The organism is Pseudomonas capsici, assembly GCF_017165765.1.
Classification (GTDB): Bacteria; Pseudomonadota; Gammaproteobacteria; order Pseudomonadales; family Pseudomonadaceae; genus Aquipseudomonas; species Aquipseudomonas capsici.
In genome coordinates this window covers 163,180-179,834 of the sequence record NZ_JAFGZD010000003.1, presented here as the reverse complement: position 1 = coordinate 179,834, position 16,655 = coordinate 163,180, and the positions used below count along the sequence as shown (strand labels likewise).

The following is a 16,655-nucleotide window of genomic DNA, read 5'->3' as shown; positions in this document are numbered from 1 at the left end:
TAATCAGGCCAGTGCCGCACGAGCGGCGGCAAAGGCGTCCGGGGTATCCAGGTTGTAGGTAATCACGCCTTCGGCGCAACGCTTGTTCAGACCAGCCAACACCTTGCCCGGCCCACATTCCACCAACTGGGTCGCACCATGGCTCGCCAGGGTCTGGATGGACTCCACCCAGCGCACCGGCTTGTACAACTGTTCCAGCAGATCACGCTTGAGCGTGGCCAGATCGTTCACGGCAGCGGCGCTGACATTCTGCACCAGAGATATGACAGGCGCTTGCCACTCGACAGCCTCGATGGACTCGGCAAAGCGCTCGGCAGCCGGGCGCATCAGCTCACAGTGGGACGGAACGCTGACCGGCAATGGCAACGCACGTTTTGCGCCACGGGCCTTGCACAACTCCATTGCACGCTTCACCGCCTCGGCGGCACCGGCAATGACGACCTGGCCCGGCGAGTTGAAATTCACGGCACTGACCACTTCGCCCTGCGCGGCTTCGGCGCAGGCGGCGATGACATCGGCATCGTCCAGACCCAGGATGGCAGCCATGCCGCCCTGACCGGCCGGAACAGCTTCCTGCATCAGTTGACCACGACGCTCCACCAGCCTGACCGCATCGGCAAGGCTGAGGCTCTGCGCGGCAACCAGCGCACTGTACTCGCCCAGGCTGTGACCGGCCACGAACGCCGGAACCGCACCACCTTCGGCCAGCCACACATGCCACAGGGCAACGGACGCCGTCAGAATGGCAGGCTGGGTCTTGTCGGTCTGGTTGAGGGACTCGACCGGACCTTGCTGGATCAGAGCCCAGAGGTCATAGCCCAGGGCATCGGATGCCTGCTCAAAAGTGTCGAGGATCAACGGATGCTGTGCGCCCTGCTCGGCGAGCATGCCGAGCGATTGCGATCCTTGACCCGGAAAGACGAATGCGAGGGATGCAGACATGTAACAGGCCCCTGAATTGTTGTCGTCGAAAATAGGCATCCGGGCATGCCGAACGCAGGAATTCAAATTTGCATGACTGCACGTTTGGATGACTGGCCAGTCGATTGCGTCACATTTTCAGGAATCCCGCCCCTGAAGCAACACTTCAAGCCGTCCGCTCAGGCGTTGCGGCAGGTTTTCCCGGACCTCGATCAGCGCCCTGCGGATCGCACTTTCGAACCCCTGGGCACTGGCCGAGCCATGACTCTTGACCACAATCCCCTGCAAACCCAGCAGACTTGCGCCATTGTGTCTTGCAGGTGCCAGCTCGGCCTGCAGACGCTTCAATAAAGGCATCGCCAGAACCCCGACCGCCTTGGCCATCAGGCTGCGCCTGAACAACTCATCCATTCGCGCAACGATCATGGTCGCCAGCCCTTCGCTGGACTTGAGCAGCACATTGCCGACAAAACCGTCGCAGACCACCACGTCCGCCTCGCCGCGATACAGGCCATCGCCCTCGACGAAACCGATGTAGTTGAGCCCACTGGCCGCCTGCAACAAGGCGGCCGCCTGCTTCACCTGCTGATTGCCCTTGATGTCCTCGGTGCCGACATTGAGCAAGGCAACCCTGGGATTCACGACCCCGAGCGATTCGGCCACGACCGCTCCCATGACCGCGAACTGATAAAGAGCCTCGGCCGAACAGTCGACGTTGGCCCCCAGGTCCAGCAACTGACAATAGCCGCTGCGCGTGGGAATGGCGGCAACCATCGCCGGCCTGTCGATGCCCGGCAAGGTCTTGAGCACAAATCGCGACAATGCCATCAATGCACCGGTATTGCCAGCACTGACACAGGCCTGAGCCTGACCATCGGCTACCAACCCGAGAGCGACACGCATCGAGGAGTCAGGCTTGCCGCGCAATGCCTGGGACGGACGCTCATCCATGGTGACCACTTCACTTGCATGAACAATATGCAGGCGCGAGCGATCCACACCGGAATGGCGGGCGATCAGTTCTTCAATAAGGGGAGCTTGGCCGACAAGGGCCAGATGAAGCGAGGGCGTAGCAGTCAGGCACGCGAGGCTTGCCTGAACAATGTTGCGGGGACCGAAGTCCCCGCCCATTGCGTCGATCGCAATGATCGGAGCGGACAAGAAATTACTCGTCAGCGCCCTTGTCGATCACTTTACGGCCACGGTATACGCCTTCTGGCGATACGTGGTGACGCAGGTGAACTTCACCAGTGGTCTTTTCTACGGACAGGGTGCTTGCCTCAAGAGCATCGTGCGAACGACGCATGTCACGGGCAGAGCGGGATTTTTTGTTCTGCTGAACAGCCATAATGATTAACTCCTAAACGTTTGGGTCACGCTTTAACTGCGCCAATACACTGAACGGGTTGGACCGCGTTACCTCGTCCACGCTCGGTTCGGGCTCATCGAGACCCGCCGGTTGCTGGCATTCTTCCGGATGATGAGCAGGCACAATCGGCAAGGCGAGCAAAAGCTCCTCCTCGATCAATGCCAGCAGATCCAATGGATCTTCGCCCAGTTCCAGCACGTCATAACCTTTCGGTAACGACTGGGTATTCGCACCCTCCTTCACCACCGCGTAACTGCATTCGCTATGGATCGGCAGGGTGACCAGCTCAAGACAACGCTGGCAAACCATCTTGACCGGGACGTCGATGGAACTGTGGATAACCACAGACCGGCGCTCGTCACGCTCAAAAACGAATTTCGCCTGCACCGTACCGACATTGTCGGCAAGCGGGTCGCAGAGTCTCTCCAAATCGGCCAGCAGCACTTCACCTTGAAGGGTAGTGCCACGATCAGCCAATTTGCGCGGGTCAACGTGAGGTGGAATCGGGTCATTCAACATAGGCGCAGCATTCTAGGGATGCCCCCTTGGCATGTCAAAGGAAATTCAGGCCTGTTCGCAACTCGGGCCTCTCATTAGAATCGAGGGCCAGCCCAAGGAGAACCGTATGCCATCCCTGCTTCTCGCCTCCAGCTCCCCTTATCGTCGCGAACTTCTGGAGCGCCTGCGCCTGCCATTCGTCTGCAAGTCACCGGATATCGACGAAAGCCGCCACCCGCAAGAGAGTGCTATCGACCTTGTGCAACGCCTCGCCCGGGAAAAGGCGCAGGCACTTGCCAGCGACTTTCAGGACCATCTGATCATCGGCTCCGATCAGGTTGCCGTACTCGGCGACCGGATTCTGGGCAAGCCTCATACCTTCGAACGCGCCCTGGAACAACTATCTGCCGCCAGCGGCACTACCGTCACCTTCCTCACAGGCCTGGCTCTGTTCAACAGCAGAACCGGCCACTGTCAGGTCGACTACGTGCCTTTCAGCGTCCACATGCGCACTCTGGACCGGGACAGCATCGAGCGTTACCTGCACGCCGAGCAGCCTTTCGACTGCGCTGGGAGCTTCAAGGCCGAAGGGCTCGGGGTCAGCCTGTTTCGCAGCACCGAGGGCAGCGACGCCACCAGCCTGATCGGCCTGCCACTGATTCGTCTGGTGGACATGCTTATAAATGAAGGCGTGAGCATCCCCTGACCCGAAAACAGACAACCCGACCATTGGTCGGGTTGTCTGACACAGCAGAGATCAGCGCAACGTCGGCCCGTTGAATCCGGCCCACATTGCAATCCGCTCCGCGATACTGGCACCCAGCTTCTTGGAGAAGCGGTCAAAAGGCGACTCCTGAATGGTGTAGTCGACGATTTCCTTTTCTCCGATCACTTCACGCGCCACATAGCTCGAACTGCCCAGGCCATCGATCAGCCCCAGCGCCAGAGCCTGCTCGCCGGTCCAGACCAGCCCCGAGAACAACTCGGGATGATCCTTGTCCTTCAGACGATCGCCACGACCCTGCTTGACGCTGGCGATGAACTGGCGATGGGTAGTATCCAGCACGCTCTGCCAGAACTGCGTTTCGTCAGCCTTCTGTGGCTGGAACGGATCAAGAAATGCCTTGTGCTCGCCCGAGGTGTAGGTCCGACGATCCACGCCCAGCTTTTCCATGGTCCCGACAAAACCGAAACCGGCTGCCGTCACACCGATGGACCCCACCAGACTGGCCTTGTCGGCGTAAATCTGGTCAGCGGCACTGGCAATGTAATAGGCACCCGAAGCGCCCAGATCGGTAATGACCGCATACACCTTGATATTCGGCTTCTCGGCACGCAGGCGGCGGATTTCGTCGTAGACATAACCCGACTGCACAGGACTGCCGCCCGGACTGTTGATGCGCAGGATCACGCCCTTGGTCTTGGAGTCCTCGAAAGCGGTGCGCAGGCTGCCGACAATATTGTCGGCGCTGGCCGATTCCTTATCGGCAATCATGCCCTGCACTTCGATCAGTGCGGTGTGGCTTGCGCCGCGCGAAGCGCTCTTTTCCATATCCATCAGCGGCGTGAACAGCAGCAACATAGTGAACAGATAGGCAAAGGTCAGGAATTTGAAGAAAATGCCCCAGCGACGCGCCCGACGCTGCTCCTGAACACCCGCCAGCAGCGTCTTTTCCAACAGCTTCCAGCTCTTTGCATCTTCCTTGCCAGCGGCGTCATCCGCTTTCTGCGAGGAAGGCGCTTTCCATTCGTCAGACATATCTCACTCACTCCAACCGCAAAGACTAAACGCCACGCCCACTCAACCAGGTGCGCAACTCAGGAAAACTCTCGATGGCCAGACGCGGCTGAAATTCGAGCAAAGAAGCCATGGACTGAGCGCCATAACCGACCGCCACCGAATCCATGCCAGCGTTACGCGCCATCAGCAGATCGAAGGACGAATCACCCACCATCAGGGAACGCTCCGGCCCTACGCCACAATGAGCCATGATCTCGTGCAACATCAACGGGTCGGGCTTGCTGGCGGTTTCGTCGGCAGCCCGGGTGATATCGAAGTAATCCAGCCAGTCATTGGACTTCAGGACCCGATCAAGACCGCGACGCGCCTTGCCCGTGGCAACAGCAATCCGGTAGCCCTCCTCGCGAAAGGCCTCGATGGACTCGCGCACGCCGGCAAACAGAGGCGATGGCACCTTGTCCATTTCCATATAGCTGTCGGCATAACGCTGGCGGAACTCGAGCAGATCGCTCGGTGTAATGTGCGGGTAGAGCGTGCGGATCGCCTCCGGCAGACCAAGGCCGATAATGCCCTTGATCGCCTGATCGTCACGCACTTCCATCTCGCCCTGCACCGCCGCCGTACGCATGGCCTGGACGATACGACCGACCGAATCAGCCAAGGTGCCATCCCAATCGAAAATCAGCAGATCATAATCACGACGCACTCAAACGCTCCACGGTCCCGGCCCACATCTCATCGACCGGGGCCTGCAACTTCAGTTCGCCACCATCGGGCAATGGCACGGTCAGCATATAGGCATGCAGGAACAGGCGCTTGCCGCCCAGATCGCGAATCTCGCGACTGAAATCCTCATCGCCATACTTGGTATCGCCGGCAATCGAATGCCCGGCATGCAATGTGTGAACACGAATCTGATGGGTGCGACCGGTAACGGGCTTGGCCTCGACCATGGTCGCGAAATCACCGAAGCGGCGCAGGACCTTGAAAATCGTCAGGGCCTCCTTGCCTTCGTCGTTGACCTCGACCATGCGCTCGCCGGAACGCAGATTGCTTTTGAGCAGCGGCGCATTGACCTGCTTCCGGGCCGTCGCCCAGTGCCCGCGCACCAGCGCCATGTAGCGCTTGTCGACACCGTCGCCGCGCAGGGCGGCATGCAGGTGGCGCAACATGCTGCGCTTCTTGGCAATCATCAGCAGACCGGAAGTGTCGCGATCCAGCCTGTGCACAAGCTCAAGCTCCTTGGCGTCGGGACGCAACTGGCGAAAGGCTTCGATGACTCCGAAATTCAGACCGCTGCCGCCATGCACGGCAATGCCGGCCGGCTTGTTGATCACGATCAGAGCCTTGTCTTCGTAGACAATGGCCGCCTCGAGGCGCTGCAAAAGACCTTGTGCAACCGGTACCGGCTCATCACGCTCAGGCACACGCACAGGCGGAACGCGCACGATGTCGCCCGCCTGCAACTTGTACTCGGGCTTGATCCGCCCCTTGTTCACACGCACTTCGCCTTTGCGCAAAATGCGGTAAATCAAGGTCTTGGGCACACCCTTGAGATAAGTGATCAGAAAGTTATCGATGCGTTGACCGGCAAGTTCCGGGGCAACCTCTACCAGCTGAACGCCGGGGGTTGGGGGGGCAATATTCGTCATGCGGCAAATCATAACAATTTTTTATGGATTTGAAGCACTTAATGATTGCTGCTATAGTCGCGAACGCCGCCAAAAGCGGCCGGACAGCGGACAAACGGTTGACAACCGGCCCTGACCAACGCAATTCACGAGGACGGGAGGCCGTCCTACGAGGCGTTCGGTGACAACGGAGCACGCTGGAAACGTAACGAGCGCAGGTGACATGAGGCCTGAAACACGCCAGATCGCAGAGCAACCACTCGCCTTCCGCGCGCACAATTCACGGCCAGTTCACAAAGTGCAGTCGCTTCCAGACGCTACGAGCGAATGTTTCGGGAACAACGCCTCAAGCAATGATGCGCGAACTTCCCATAGAAGCTCGCGGTAAATGCCAACCCGCTGCGGATTCTGCGCACGGCAGCACCCGAATTATCAGGGATACGTGTAGGGTGGAGATGCACAACCATCGGACTGTGTAGCACAAGGCTTGTTCTAGACGCTTCATCTCGTCCGCTACCGATGGTCGATTCCTCCTCCTGACAAAGTTTTTGCTGTAAAGGGTGCCTTTGGTCACCCCAGCAAACAGGAAACGTCGTCGCGACTCTTCGATTCTGATCGAGAACATCGCTAGACAATGGAGTGTCCATACACTCTTGACGCGCCCTGACACCGACCGTGAGAAGTCGTGTGTGCCGAACGCCGTTTCCGGCAGCCCGGAAACCGACGGTACTACATGAAAAGAATGCTGATTAACGCAACTCAACCCGAAGAGTTGCGTGTTGCTCTGGTAGACGGCCAGCGCCTCTACGACCTGGACATCGAGTCCGGTGCACGCGAGCAGAAGAAGGCCAATATCTATAAAGGCCGGATCACCCGCATCGAGCCAAGCCTGGAGGCTGCCTTTGTCGATTTCGGCTCTGAGCGCCACGGCTTCCTGCCCCTCAAGGAAATCTCCCGCGAATACTTCAAGAAGTCTCCCGAAGGTCGCGTGAACATCAAGGACGTCCTGAGCGAAGGCCAGGAAGTCATCGTCCAGGTCGAAAAGGAAGAGCGTGGCAACAAGGGCGCAGCCCTGACCACCTTCATCAGCCTGGCTGGCCGTTATCTGGTCCTGATGCCCAACAACCCGCGTGCCGGTGGCATTTCGCGCCGCATCGAAGGCGAAGAGCGCAACGAACTGCGCGAAGCCCTCAACGGCCTGATCGCTCCTGCCGACATGGGCCTGATCGTTCGCACCGCCGGCCTTGGCCGCAGCAGCGAAGAGATGCAGTGGGACCTCGACTACCTGCTGCAACTCTGGACCGCCATCAAGGAAGCGTCCCAGGATCGTGCCGCGCCATTCCTGATCTACCAGGAAAGCAACGTCATCATCCGCGCCATCCGCGACTACCTGCGCCAGGACATCGGTGAAGTCCTGATCGACAGCATCGAAGCCCAGGAAGAAGCCCTGACCTTCATCCGTCAGGTGATGCCGCAGTACGCCAGCAAGATCAAGCTGTACGAAGACAGCGTTCCGCTGTTCAACCGCTTCCAGATCGAAAGCCAGATCGAAACCGCCTTCCAGCGCGTCGTCGAACTGCCTTCCGGCGGCTCCATCGTCATCGATCCGACCGAAGCCCTGGTGTCCATCGACATCAACTCGGCGCGCGCCACCAAAGGCAGCGACATCGAAGAAACCGCCCTGCAGACCAACCTCGAAGCAGCCGAAGAAATCGCCCGTCAGTTGCGCCTGCGCGACATCGGCGGCCTGATCGTCATCGACTTCATCGACATGACCCCTGCCAAGAACCAGCGCGCCGTGGAAGAAAAGGTCCGCGAAAGCCTGGAAGCCGACCGCGCCCGCGTTCAGGTCGGTCGCATCTCGCGCTTCGGCCTGCTGGAAATGTCCCGTCAGCGCCTGCGCCCTTCCCTGGGCGAAAGCAGCGGCATCGTCTGCCCGCGCTGCAACGGCACCGGCATCATCCGTGACGTCGAGTCCCTGTCGCTGGCCATCCTGCGCCTGATCGAAGAAGAAGCCCTGAAAGACCGTACTGCCGAAGTACGCGCCCAGGTGCCGATCCCGGTCGCCGCATTCCTGCTCAACGAAAAACGCAACTCGATCACCAAGATCGAACTGCGCACTCGCGCCCGCATCATCATCCTGCCGAACGATCATCTGGAAACGCCGCACTTCGAAGTCCAGCGTCTGCGCGATGACAGCCCGGAAGCCCACAACAACCAGTCCAGCTACGAAATCGCCGCTGCCGCTGCCGAAGTGGAAGAGATGGCACCACAAGCTGCCGCCACCCGCACCCTGGTTCGTCAGGAAGCGGCGGTCAAGACTGCACCGGCACGCGCCAACGCACCGGTTCCAGCCCAGGCAGCCGCCCCGGTCGCTGCGCCTGCCGCTCACGAGCCAAGCCTGTTCAAGGGCCTGGTGAAATCCCTGGTGAGCCTGTTCGCCACCAAGGAAGAGCCAGCTGCACCGGTAGTCGTGGAAAAACCTGCCAGCGAACGCCCTGCCCGCAACGAAGAGCGTCGCAACGGTCGTCAACAGAGCCGTGGCCGCAACAACCGTCGCGACGAAGAGCGCAAGCCGCGTGAAGAACGTGCGCCACGTGAAGAGCGTGCCGAGCGCGCACCGCGCGAAGAACGTGCTCCTCGTGAAGAGCGCGCCCCACGCGAACCTCGCGAAGTCCGTGAAGATTCGGCTCCGCGCGAAGAACGCCAGGCTCGTGCACCACGCGAAGAGCGCGCACCTCGTGAGCGCAAGCCACGCGGCGAAGAGCGTCCTGTACGTGAACTGCGCGAACCTCTGGATGCAGCGCCAGCCGCAGCCCGTGAAGAACGTCCCGAGCGCGCTCCACGTGAAGAACGTCAGCCACGCCCGCCTCGCGAAGAGCGTCAGCCACGCGCCGAGCAGGCCGCAGCAGCGGTCAGCGAAGAAGAACTGCTGAACAACGAAGAACTGGCCAGCGAAGACAATCAGGAAGGCAGCGAAGGCGAACGCCCTCGTCGTCGCTCCCGCGGTCAGCGTCGTCGCAGCAACCGTCGCGAGCGTCAGCGTGATGCCAACGGCAATGTGATCGAAGGCTCCGAAGAAAACGAAAACAGTGACGATACAGCTCAGGCCGTTACCGCAGCAGTCGCTGCCGGCGTAATCAGCGCCCCGGCCGAGGCACAAGCTAACCGTCAGGCAGAAATCGCCAACGCAGCCGTTGAAACGCCTGTCGAGGCAACGCCTGAAGCGCCCGCACCTGTCGTCGAAGCACCTGCTGCCGAAGCTCAGCCAGTCGAAGCTCAGGCTGTAGAAACTCCGGTTGTAGAGGCCCCGGCCGTTGAAGCGCCTGTTGCCGATACAGTTGTAAAAGCCGAAGCAGCACCTGAAGTGGAAGTGCAACCAGCAGCAGTTGAGGCGCCAGCACGTGCGACCCAGGCTGAACTGTTCGAAGCACCGCGGGCTGAAAATGTCGTGCCGTTCACGCCGACACCAGAGCCGACTCCGGAAGTTGCGGTAGAGACTCCTGCTCCGGCAGACGTGCCTGCCACCGAGTCCACCGAGCTGCCAGTGCCTGCACCAGCCGCCGAGCCTGTGCTTGTCAAAGAGGAGCCAGCTCCTTACGCAGCACCACAGGCCGTCGAGCCAGAGCCTGCACCGCAAGCCGAACCTGCTCCTGTCGTAGTGGCTGAAACTCCAGCCCTGCCGGTCAGCAGCAATGGCCGTGCACCGAACGACCCACGCGAAGTTCGTCGCCGCAAGCGCGAGGAAGAAGAGCGTCGTCGTCAGGAAGCCGAACAGGCTGCTGCCAGCAACACTGAAGCAGCACCTGCCGAAGCGGCAACCGAAGAAAAGGCCGAAGAAGCCGTTGCTGCTCAGCAACAGCCTCAGGCCAAGGAAGAGACCGAGCCTAAACCACTCGTCTGATCCATGAAAAAGCCCTACCTGTGTGAGCAGGTAGGGCTTTTTTGTGTCTGCCGTTTCAGCGCAGCACGCTCTTGCGAAAGCGCAGCCTCAATACAGATTGGGCTCCATCTCCAGCTCCACACCAAAACGCTCGGCAATATCGGCCTGAATGCGACGGGCAAGGCTCAGCAATTGCAGCCCTGTGGCCCGACCATGATTGACCAGCACCAGCGACTGCAAGGCATGCACGCCGGCATCGCCTTCGCGAAACCCTTTCCAGCCAGCCTGTTCGATCAACCAGCCAGCCGCCAGCTTCACACGGCCATCGGCCTGGGGATAACCCACCACGCCCGGATAATTGCGCTTGATGGCCTCGCTCTGCTCGGCGGTGACCAGCGGGTTCTTGAAGAAGCTTCCGGCATTACCCAGCAGCGCAGGGTCCGGCAGCTTTTCACTGCGGATCTCGCAGATGGCGCGACTGACATCAAAGGGCGTCGGCTCCTTGATGCCCATATCGTCCAGACGCTGGCGAACCGGCCCATACTCCAGATGCAGGGAAGGCGCACGCTGCAAGGTAAAGCGCACACGCAGGATCAGCCAGCGATCAGGGTTTTGCTTGAATATGCTGTCGCGGTAACCGAACCGGCAGTCTTCCAGGGAAAACTCGCACAACTCGCCGCTGTGGCGATCCATCGCCGTCAGGCTATGGAAGACATCCTTGATCTCGACGCCATAGGCACCGATGTTCTGCATCGGGGCGGCACCCACCGTGCCGGGAATCAGGCTCAGGTTTTCCAGCCCGGAAAAACCCAGTTGCAGGCATGACTGCACGAATGGATGCCAGGGCTCGCCCGCCTCGGCTTCGACAATGCCCTGCGTGCAGTCTTCCTTGACGATACGAATCCCGCGACTGGCCATGCGCAGCACCAGCGCCCGGACGTCATCGGTCAGCAACAGATTGCTGCCACCGCCGATCACCAGCAGAGGCACGTCATGCTCGGCGCTGTAGGCCAGGGCCTGACGCACTTCCTGATCGTCACGGGCCTCGGCGAACAGTTGCGCCTGCACGTCAACGCCAAAGGTATTGAAGGGTTTGAGGGAAACACCGGACTGCACCTGCAGGGTCATGCGCTTACCTTCGATTGAACAAGACGAACAGACATCAAATCTCCAGCAAGCGCCTTACACGCTCGAGGTCTTCAGGTGTATCGACACCGGCAGGCGGGGTTTGCACGGCATCGGCCACATGAATGCGCACACCATTCCAGAGCGCTCGCAACTGCTCCAGGCTTTCGGTGTTCTCCAGCCAGCAAGGCCCCCAACCGACAAAGTCATGCAGGAAACCGGCACGGTAGGCATAGATACCGATATGCCGGCGGTAAGGCACGCCTTCAGGCAACACATCCCGGTTGCTGGCCAGCGCATCACGTGCCCAAGGCAATGGTGCCCGACTGAAAGTCAGGGCCAGGCCGTTTACATCCGCGACCACCTTGACCACATTCGGATTGAACAGCGCAGCGACATCGTCCACCGGCTCGGCAAGGGTCGCAATCCCCGCTTCAGGATGCGCCGCAAGATTGGCCGCCACCTGATCGATGACCGCTGGCGGGATCATCGGCTCGTCACCCTGGACATTGACCACAATGGCATCAGCCGCCAGCCCCAACTGCCCGGCTACTTCAGCCAGGCGGTCGGTGCCGGAATTGTGATCGTCACGGGTCATCAGCACCTGGGCACCGAATGCCTGACAGGCCTCGAAAATCCGCCCGTCATCGGTGGCAACCACGACACGTTCGGCGCTGCTTTTACAGGCCTGCTCCCAGACATGCTGGATCATCGGCTTGCCCGCAATGGTTTTCAGCGGCTTGCCGGGAAAACGGCTGGAGCCGAAACGCGCCGGGATGACTACCGTGAACGCCGCTGTCATTTATCCAGACGCTCTTCGGCAGTCAGGGTGCGGGCTTCGGTTTCCAGCATTACCGGGATGCCATCGCGAATCGGGTAAGCCAGGCCTGCGCCCTTGCTGATCAGTTCGGTCTTGTCGGCACTGAGCTTCAGCGGTCCTTTGCTGATCGGGCAAGCGAGGATATCGAGCAGTTTGGTGTCCATGGGGACTCCTGAGGCAATTATGGAAAAAGACGTGTCAGCTGCTCATCGAACCAGTTGACGAAGGCAGCACCCGGCACTGCATCCACTGCCAGATACCACCAGTCATCGGCCGCGAAGGACCGGCATTTCACGGCATCCTTCTCGGTCATGATCACGGGCAGCGATGGCGTGAAGGCAAGCGTTTGCGCGCTGTAGACCGCATGGTCGGCAAAAGCGTGGGGTACAGGCCGCCAGTGTAATCCTTCGAGGGTATTGAAGAAACGTTGCGGATTACCGATGCCTGCCACGGCATGCAGCGCCTGACCGGCCGGGAAGTAATCCACCGGCTGACGCTCGCCACTGCGCAGGTTGATCAGGGCCGAAGGCTTGAGCACAAAGCCATAGCCATCGTCGCGATCTTCAAGGGCGCCGTTATAGAGCAAGGCATCGACACTGCTCAACCGCTCCACCGGCTCGCGCAACGGACCGGCGGGCAAGCAACGACGGTTGCCCAGCCCCCGCGCCGCGTCGATCAGCACCAGTTCAAGATCACGGGCCAGACGGTAATGCTGCAAGCCGTCGTCACTGAGGATCAGGTCCAGCGGCTCGGCAGCCAGCAAGGCGCGCACGGCACTGCTGCGATCAGGGTCGATCATCAGCGGCACACCGCAACGCTGCACGATCAGCAGCGGCTCGTCGCCCGCCTCGTCGGCACTCTGCTGCGGCAGCACCCGCCATGGCAGGCTTGGCGGTTTGGCTCCGTAACCGCGACTGACCACTCCGACCCGCAGCCCGCGGCTGCGACAGTGTTCGATCATCCACAGGATCAGTGGCGTCTTGCCGGTGCCGCCCACGGTAATGTTGCCCACCACCACGACCGGCACCGGCGACCGATAGATGTCACCCTCACCGGCCAGGAAACGCTCGCGCTTGCCGTTCACGACGCGCCGGTAAAGGCTCTCGAGGGGACGCAACAGCGCCAGCGCCGGATGGCCTTTGTACCAGGCATCAAGCAAACGATCGGTAAGTGCCATCAGTTAGCCTGGTTGGCCTCGACTGTGGTCATGCGCAAATGGCTGAAACCCAGTTTGCCTGCGGCATCCATGGCCGTAATGACCGATTGGTGGGGAGTCTTGCCATCGGCACTGATCGACAGCGGCAGGCTGGTATCGCCCGCCGACTCACGTTGCAGTGCTTCGATCAGGGTTGCCAGATCGTTTTTCGGCAGCAATTGGTTGTTCAGGGAAAACAGGCCGTCGGCATTGATGGCGATATCCAGATGCTTGAGGTTGGCCTCGGTATCCGGAGTACCTGTCACCGCCTGCGGCAGATCCACACGCAACTGGGTTTCACGGGTGAATGTCGTGGTGACAATGAAAAACAGCAACAGGATAAACACCACGTCGATCAACGACACAAGGTTGATGTCGATGTTCTCCCGAGGCTTGCGACGGCGAAATTTCACTTCTTCTTGCCCCCGGTACGGGCCTGGGATTTCAGATCGACCGGCGCATCCACCAGATCGACATCACGATCGCCCTGCACCACTTCCACGAGGCGAATGGCCTGCTGCTCCATGCCGACCACCAGCTCATCGACGCGGCTTTGCAGGAAACGATGGAAGAAAATCGCCGGAATCGCGACGATCAGGCCCGAGGCCGTACAGATCAGCGCCTTGGAAATACCGCCGGCCAGCGCACCGGCATTGGCCGTGGCACCCGAACTGTTGAACGAGCCGAAGATATCGATCATGCCCAGCACCGTACCCAGCAGCCCCAACAGAGGCGCCATGGCGGCGATGGAACCCAGGGCACTGAGATAGCGCTCCAGATCATGGATGACCCGGGCGGCAGCTTCTTCGATGCACTCTTTCATGATCTCGCGACCATGCTTGGAGTTGGCCAGCCCCGCAGCCAGGATTTCACCCAGCGGCGAATCGCTGCGCAGTTGCTTGAGCTTTTCGCTGTCGAGTTTCTTTTCCTGAATCCACTGCCAGACCTGACCCAGCAGATGCGGCGGCGTTATGCGGCTGGCACGCAACGTCCACAGACGCTCAATGATGATGCCGGCAGCGGCGATGGAACTCAAAATGATCGGCAACATCATCCAGCCGCCAGATTTGACCAGTTCCCACACAGTAACCACTCCCTGAAAAATTGGCGCCACTCTAACATAGGGTCGGCGGCTGTCCGAAGCCCGAGATGAACATCCGCGCATTCAGTCACGCCAGAAACGCTGCCTGCCCCGCTCTGCACGGGGTTGGCCGAAAGTACCCAGTTGCAGTCCGATAGCGCCCAGCTCGGCACTGTCGTAGCTCTTGATCCCGTGCCATCGATAGCGCGCCATCACCAGCGGATGAGGATGGCCGAAGGCATTGTTGCGTCCACGGGAGATCAGCACGCCAACCGGTGCCACTGCACGCAGAAACCGCTTGGAAGAAGAGGTCCGGCTGCCATGATGCGGGGCCTGCAACCAATGGGCGCGCAGATCGAAACCGCTGCTCAGCACAGCCTGCTCGGCTTGCACATCGATATCGCCGGTCAGCAGCAAGCGCTCTCCCCCGGCCTCGACACTCAACATGCAGGACGACTGATTGCCCTCCTCGGCCTGCTCCCAGCGCCAGGTCGCAAAACGCACACCATCCCATTCCCAGGTTTCATCGTTGCGACACAGTTGGGCATTGAGTCGAGGATCAAGCCTTGCCAGCTCTCCACCCAGCACTCGCATGACCGGCAGTGCGGCATGGACCGCCAGCGCACCACCGGCATGATCGGCGTCGGCATGGCTGAGCAGCATCAGGTCCAGCTTGCCCACACCGCTCTTGCGAATGGCAGGCAGAACCACCCGCTGGCCGATATCGAACTCCCCGAAACGCGGCCCGGCGTCATACAGCAGCGTGTGATGGCGGGTGCGCAAGAGAATCGCCAGCCCTTGCCCGACATCCAGGTGCAGCACCTCGACCTGCCCGTGCGGCACCGGCTTGAGCGGCGGGAAAACGCACAGCAATAACAGTGGCCAACCCAACAGACGCATGGGCATGCCCTGGGGCATCAATAGCAACAGAGCGCCCAGCAGGCTCATCACCCAGGCCCAGACCGGCACCGTGCCTGGCAGCCAGGCAGGCCGGATATCGGCAACCCGGCCCAGAACAACGAATAATCCTTCCAGTGCGGCACCGGCCAGCCAGAGCAAACCTTCGCCAATCACGGGGATGGGCAACAGCAGCGTCCCGAGTAATGCAGGAGGCAATACGATCAGGCTGACCCAGGGCACCGCCAGCAGGTTGGCCAGCGGGCCACTAATGCTGACCGGCAGGTTCAGGGCCAGCAACATCGGCAGAAGACCAATGGCGATCAACCATTGTGCCCGCGTCCAGCTCTGCCACCAGCCCCAGGCCCCGAGACGCCCGCCGAAGATCAGAATCAGAATCGCCACTGCCGAGAACGACAGCCAAAAGCCCGGCTGCAGACTGACCAGAGGCTCGAAGATCAGGACCAGATCGAGCGACACCAGCAGTGGCAAGAACAGCCCCAGATGCCGGAAGCGCAAACGCCAGAGCAACACCATGGCGACCATGATGCAGGCACGACGCACCGGCACATCGAACCCGGCCAGCAGGCCATACCCCAGCGCCGCCACGAATGCCAGACCGCAGGCCCATGGCAGCCAGGGCAGGAAGCGTGGACACAATCCCCGACGAGCCAGCCCCGCGACCAGCAGATAGACCACCCCGGCCAGCAGACCGATGTGCTGACCGGATATCACCAACAGATGCACGGTGCCGGTGTCCTGCAGCACCTGCCAGTCGGCAGCCGAGAGGCCCGAGCCGTCGCCCAGCACCAGCGCCGCCAGTCCGCCTTCACGACCATGGGCCTCGACCGCCAGCAGACGCTGCCGGATTCCGTCACGCCAGGCAGCACGCGCGGGTGACAGCAACTGCCCGTCCACCACCGTGCCGGTGGCACCAATACGCTGGGCCAGCAACCAGGCCTGATAATCGAAAGCATCGGGGTTGGCCAGCCCGGCCGGACGCTTGAGCTTGACCGCCAGCTTCCAACGCTCGCCGCTGCGCACTTCGGGGCCGCCATACCAGGCCACGCGAATCCGTTGCGGCAACTTCGCTCGTCGCGACCAGGCATCCTCCAGTTCGAAACGCACCACACCTTCCGCAGCACCCGGCAGACCGACCACCTTGCCTTGCAGCCACAAGGTCTGCCCATCGAGACGCGGCAACAGACGATCGTCCAGCGCCGACTTTGCCGACACGCAGGCCCAGGTGAGTCCGAACAGAAAAAGTGCCAGTGGATAACTGCGAAACGGCAGCAGCATCAACGCCAGCACCGGCATCAGCAGCAATAGCCATACCGGAGGCAACGCGGGCAAAAAACGCAGGGCCAGCAGACCCAGAGCAAGCGCGATCATCCCTGTGCGCATGAACATCCCTCAAAGCGGCGAGACCTCAAGGATGAGCGCAACGGACAGAAATGGGCGGGATGGAGTGTTACCGGTTTTGTTCTTCAGCCT

Annotated in this window: 16 protein-coding genes; 2 read left to right on the top strand and 14 right to left on the bottom strand. The window is 60.8% G+C overall.

The features are described from left to right. Positions 1-3: 3 nt before the first annotated feature. From fabD to JSY17_RS05405, 4 genes are all read right to left on the bottom strand, one after another. Complete coding sequence (fabD, locus tag JSY17_RS05420) at positions 4-942, bottom strand: ACP S-malonyltransferase (protein ID WP_200997842.1); 939 nt, start codon at positions 940-942, stop codon at positions 4-6. Between the two features lie 117 nt (positions 943-1,059). Then, positions 1,060-2,082: a phosphate acyltransferase PlsX gene (plsX, locus tag JSY17_RS05415; RefSeq protein ID WP_206402129.1), complete on the bottom strand. Its 1,023-nt coding sequence runs from the start codon at positions 2,080-2,082 to the stop codon at positions 1,060-1,062. 4 nt (positions 2,083-2,086) lie between these two features. Continuing rightward, the gene (gene rpmF / locus JSY17_RS05410; RefSeq protein WP_003179396.1) at positions 2,087-2,269 is read right to left on the bottom strand and encodes a 50S ribosomal protein L32; all 183 of its coding nucleotides are present in this window, start codon (positions 2,267-2,269) and stop codon (positions 2,087-2,089) included. A gap of 12 nt (positions 2,270-2,281) precedes the next feature. Further along, positions 2,282-2,809, bottom strand: a complete 528-nt coding sequence (locus JSY17_RS05405; RefSeq protein WP_117167368.1) for a YceD family protein — start codon at positions 2,807-2,809, stop codon at positions 2,282-2,284. A 106-nt stretch (positions 2,810-2,915) separates the two neighbouring features. On the opposite strand from JSY17_RS05405, the gene JSY17_RS05400 reads away from it, so the two are divergent. Continuing rightward, positions 2,916-3,494 (top strand): Maf family protein, encoded by a 579-nt coding sequence (locus tag JSY17_RS05400; protein ID WP_206402128.1) that lies wholly within the window; start codon positions 2,916-2,918, stop codon positions 3,492-3,494. 51 nt (positions 3,495-3,545) lie between these two features. On the opposite strand, the gene sppA is transcribed toward JSY17_RS05400, so the two are convergent. Genes sppA through rluC form a run of 3 tightly spaced genes read right to left on the bottom strand, consistent with a single transcriptional unit; the run spans position 3,546 to position 6,181 of the window. After that, positions 3,546-4,547 carry a signal peptide peptidase SppA gene (gene sppA / locus JSY17_RS05395; RefSeq protein WP_117167370.1) on the bottom strand — a complete coding sequence of 334 codons (1,002 nt, stop codon included), beginning with the start codon at positions 4,545-4,547 and terminating at the stop codon, positions 3,546-3,548. A gap of 25 nt (positions 4,548-4,572) precedes the next feature. After that, complete coding sequence (locus JSY17_RS05390) at positions 4,573-5,235, bottom strand: HAD-IA family hydrolase (protein ID WP_117182881.1); 663 nt, start codon at positions 5,233-5,235, stop codon at positions 4,573-4,575. Further along, positions 5,225-6,181: a 23S rRNA pseudouridine(955/2504/2580) synthase RluC gene (gene rluC / locus JSY17_RS05385; protein WP_117182882.1), complete on the bottom strand. Its 957-nt coding sequence runs from the start codon at positions 6,179-6,181 to the stop codon at positions 5,225-5,227. Before rluC ends, JSY17_RS05390 begins: the two co-directional genes overlap by 11 nt. 721 nt (positions 6,182-6,902) lie before the next feature. On the opposite strand from rluC, the gene rne reads away from it, so the two are divergent. Next, positions 6,903-10,064, top strand: coding sequence for a ribonuclease E (gene rne / locus JSY17_RS05380; protein WP_206402127.1), 3,162 nt, complete (start codon positions 6,903-6,905; stop codon positions 10,062-10,064). 87 nt (positions 10,065-10,151) lie between these two features. On the opposite strand, the gene murB is transcribed toward rne, so the two are convergent. The 7 genes from murB to JSY17_RS05345 all read right to left on the bottom strand — a co-directional run bounded on the left by murB (position 10,152) and on the right by JSY17_RS05345 (position 16,565). Continuing rightward, positions 10,152-11,171, bottom strand: coding sequence for a UDP-N-acetylmuramate dehydrogenase (murB, locus tag JSY17_RS05375; RefSeq protein WP_206402126.1), 1,020 nt, complete (start codon positions 11,169-11,171; stop codon positions 10,152-10,154). 34 nt (positions 11,172-11,205) lie between these two features. Then, positions 11,206-11,970 carry a 3-deoxy-manno-octulosonate cytidylyltransferase gene (gene kdsB / locus JSY17_RS05370; RefSeq protein ID WP_201014102.1) on the bottom strand — a complete coding sequence of 255 codons (765 nt, stop codon included), beginning with the start codon at positions 11,968-11,970 and terminating at the stop codon, positions 11,206-11,208. After that, positions 11,967-12,152 carry a Trm112 family protein gene (locus tag JSY17_RS05365; RefSeq protein ID WP_095067411.1) on the bottom strand — a complete coding sequence of 62 codons (186 nt, stop codon included), beginning with the start codon at positions 12,150-12,152 and terminating at the stop codon, positions 11,967-11,969. Before JSY17_RS05365 ends, kdsB begins: the two co-directional genes overlap by 4 nt. A 17-nt stretch (positions 12,153-12,169) precedes the next feature. Further along, on the bottom strand, positions 12,170-13,165 hold the full coding sequence (gene lpxK / locus JSY17_RS05360) for a tetraacyldisaccharide 4'-kinase (RefSeq protein ID WP_206402125.1): 996 nt from the start codon (positions 13,163-13,165) through the stop codon (positions 12,170-12,172). Continuing rightward, positions 13,165-13,596 carry an ExbD/TolR family protein gene (locus JSY17_RS05355; RefSeq protein ID WP_025261022.1) on the bottom strand — a complete coding sequence of 144 codons (432 nt, stop codon included), beginning with the start codon at positions 13,594-13,596 and terminating at the stop codon, positions 13,165-13,167. Before JSY17_RS05355 ends, lpxK begins: the two co-directional genes overlap by 1 nt. Further along, on the bottom strand, positions 13,593-14,267 hold the full coding sequence (locus JSY17_RS05350) for a MotA/TolQ/ExbB proton channel family protein (protein ID WP_117167377.1): 675 nt from the start codon (positions 14,265-14,267) through the stop codon (positions 13,593-13,595). The genes JSY17_RS05355 and JSY17_RS05350 overlap by 4 nt, the downstream gene beginning before the upstream one ends. An 81-nt stretch (positions 14,268-14,348) precedes the next feature. Further along, positions 14,349-16,565, bottom strand: coding sequence for a DNA internalization-related competence protein ComEC/Rec2 (locus JSY17_RS05345; RefSeq protein WP_206402124.1), 2,217 nt, complete (start codon positions 16,563-16,565; stop codon positions 14,349-14,351). Positions 16,566-16,655: the final 90 nt, after the last annotated feature.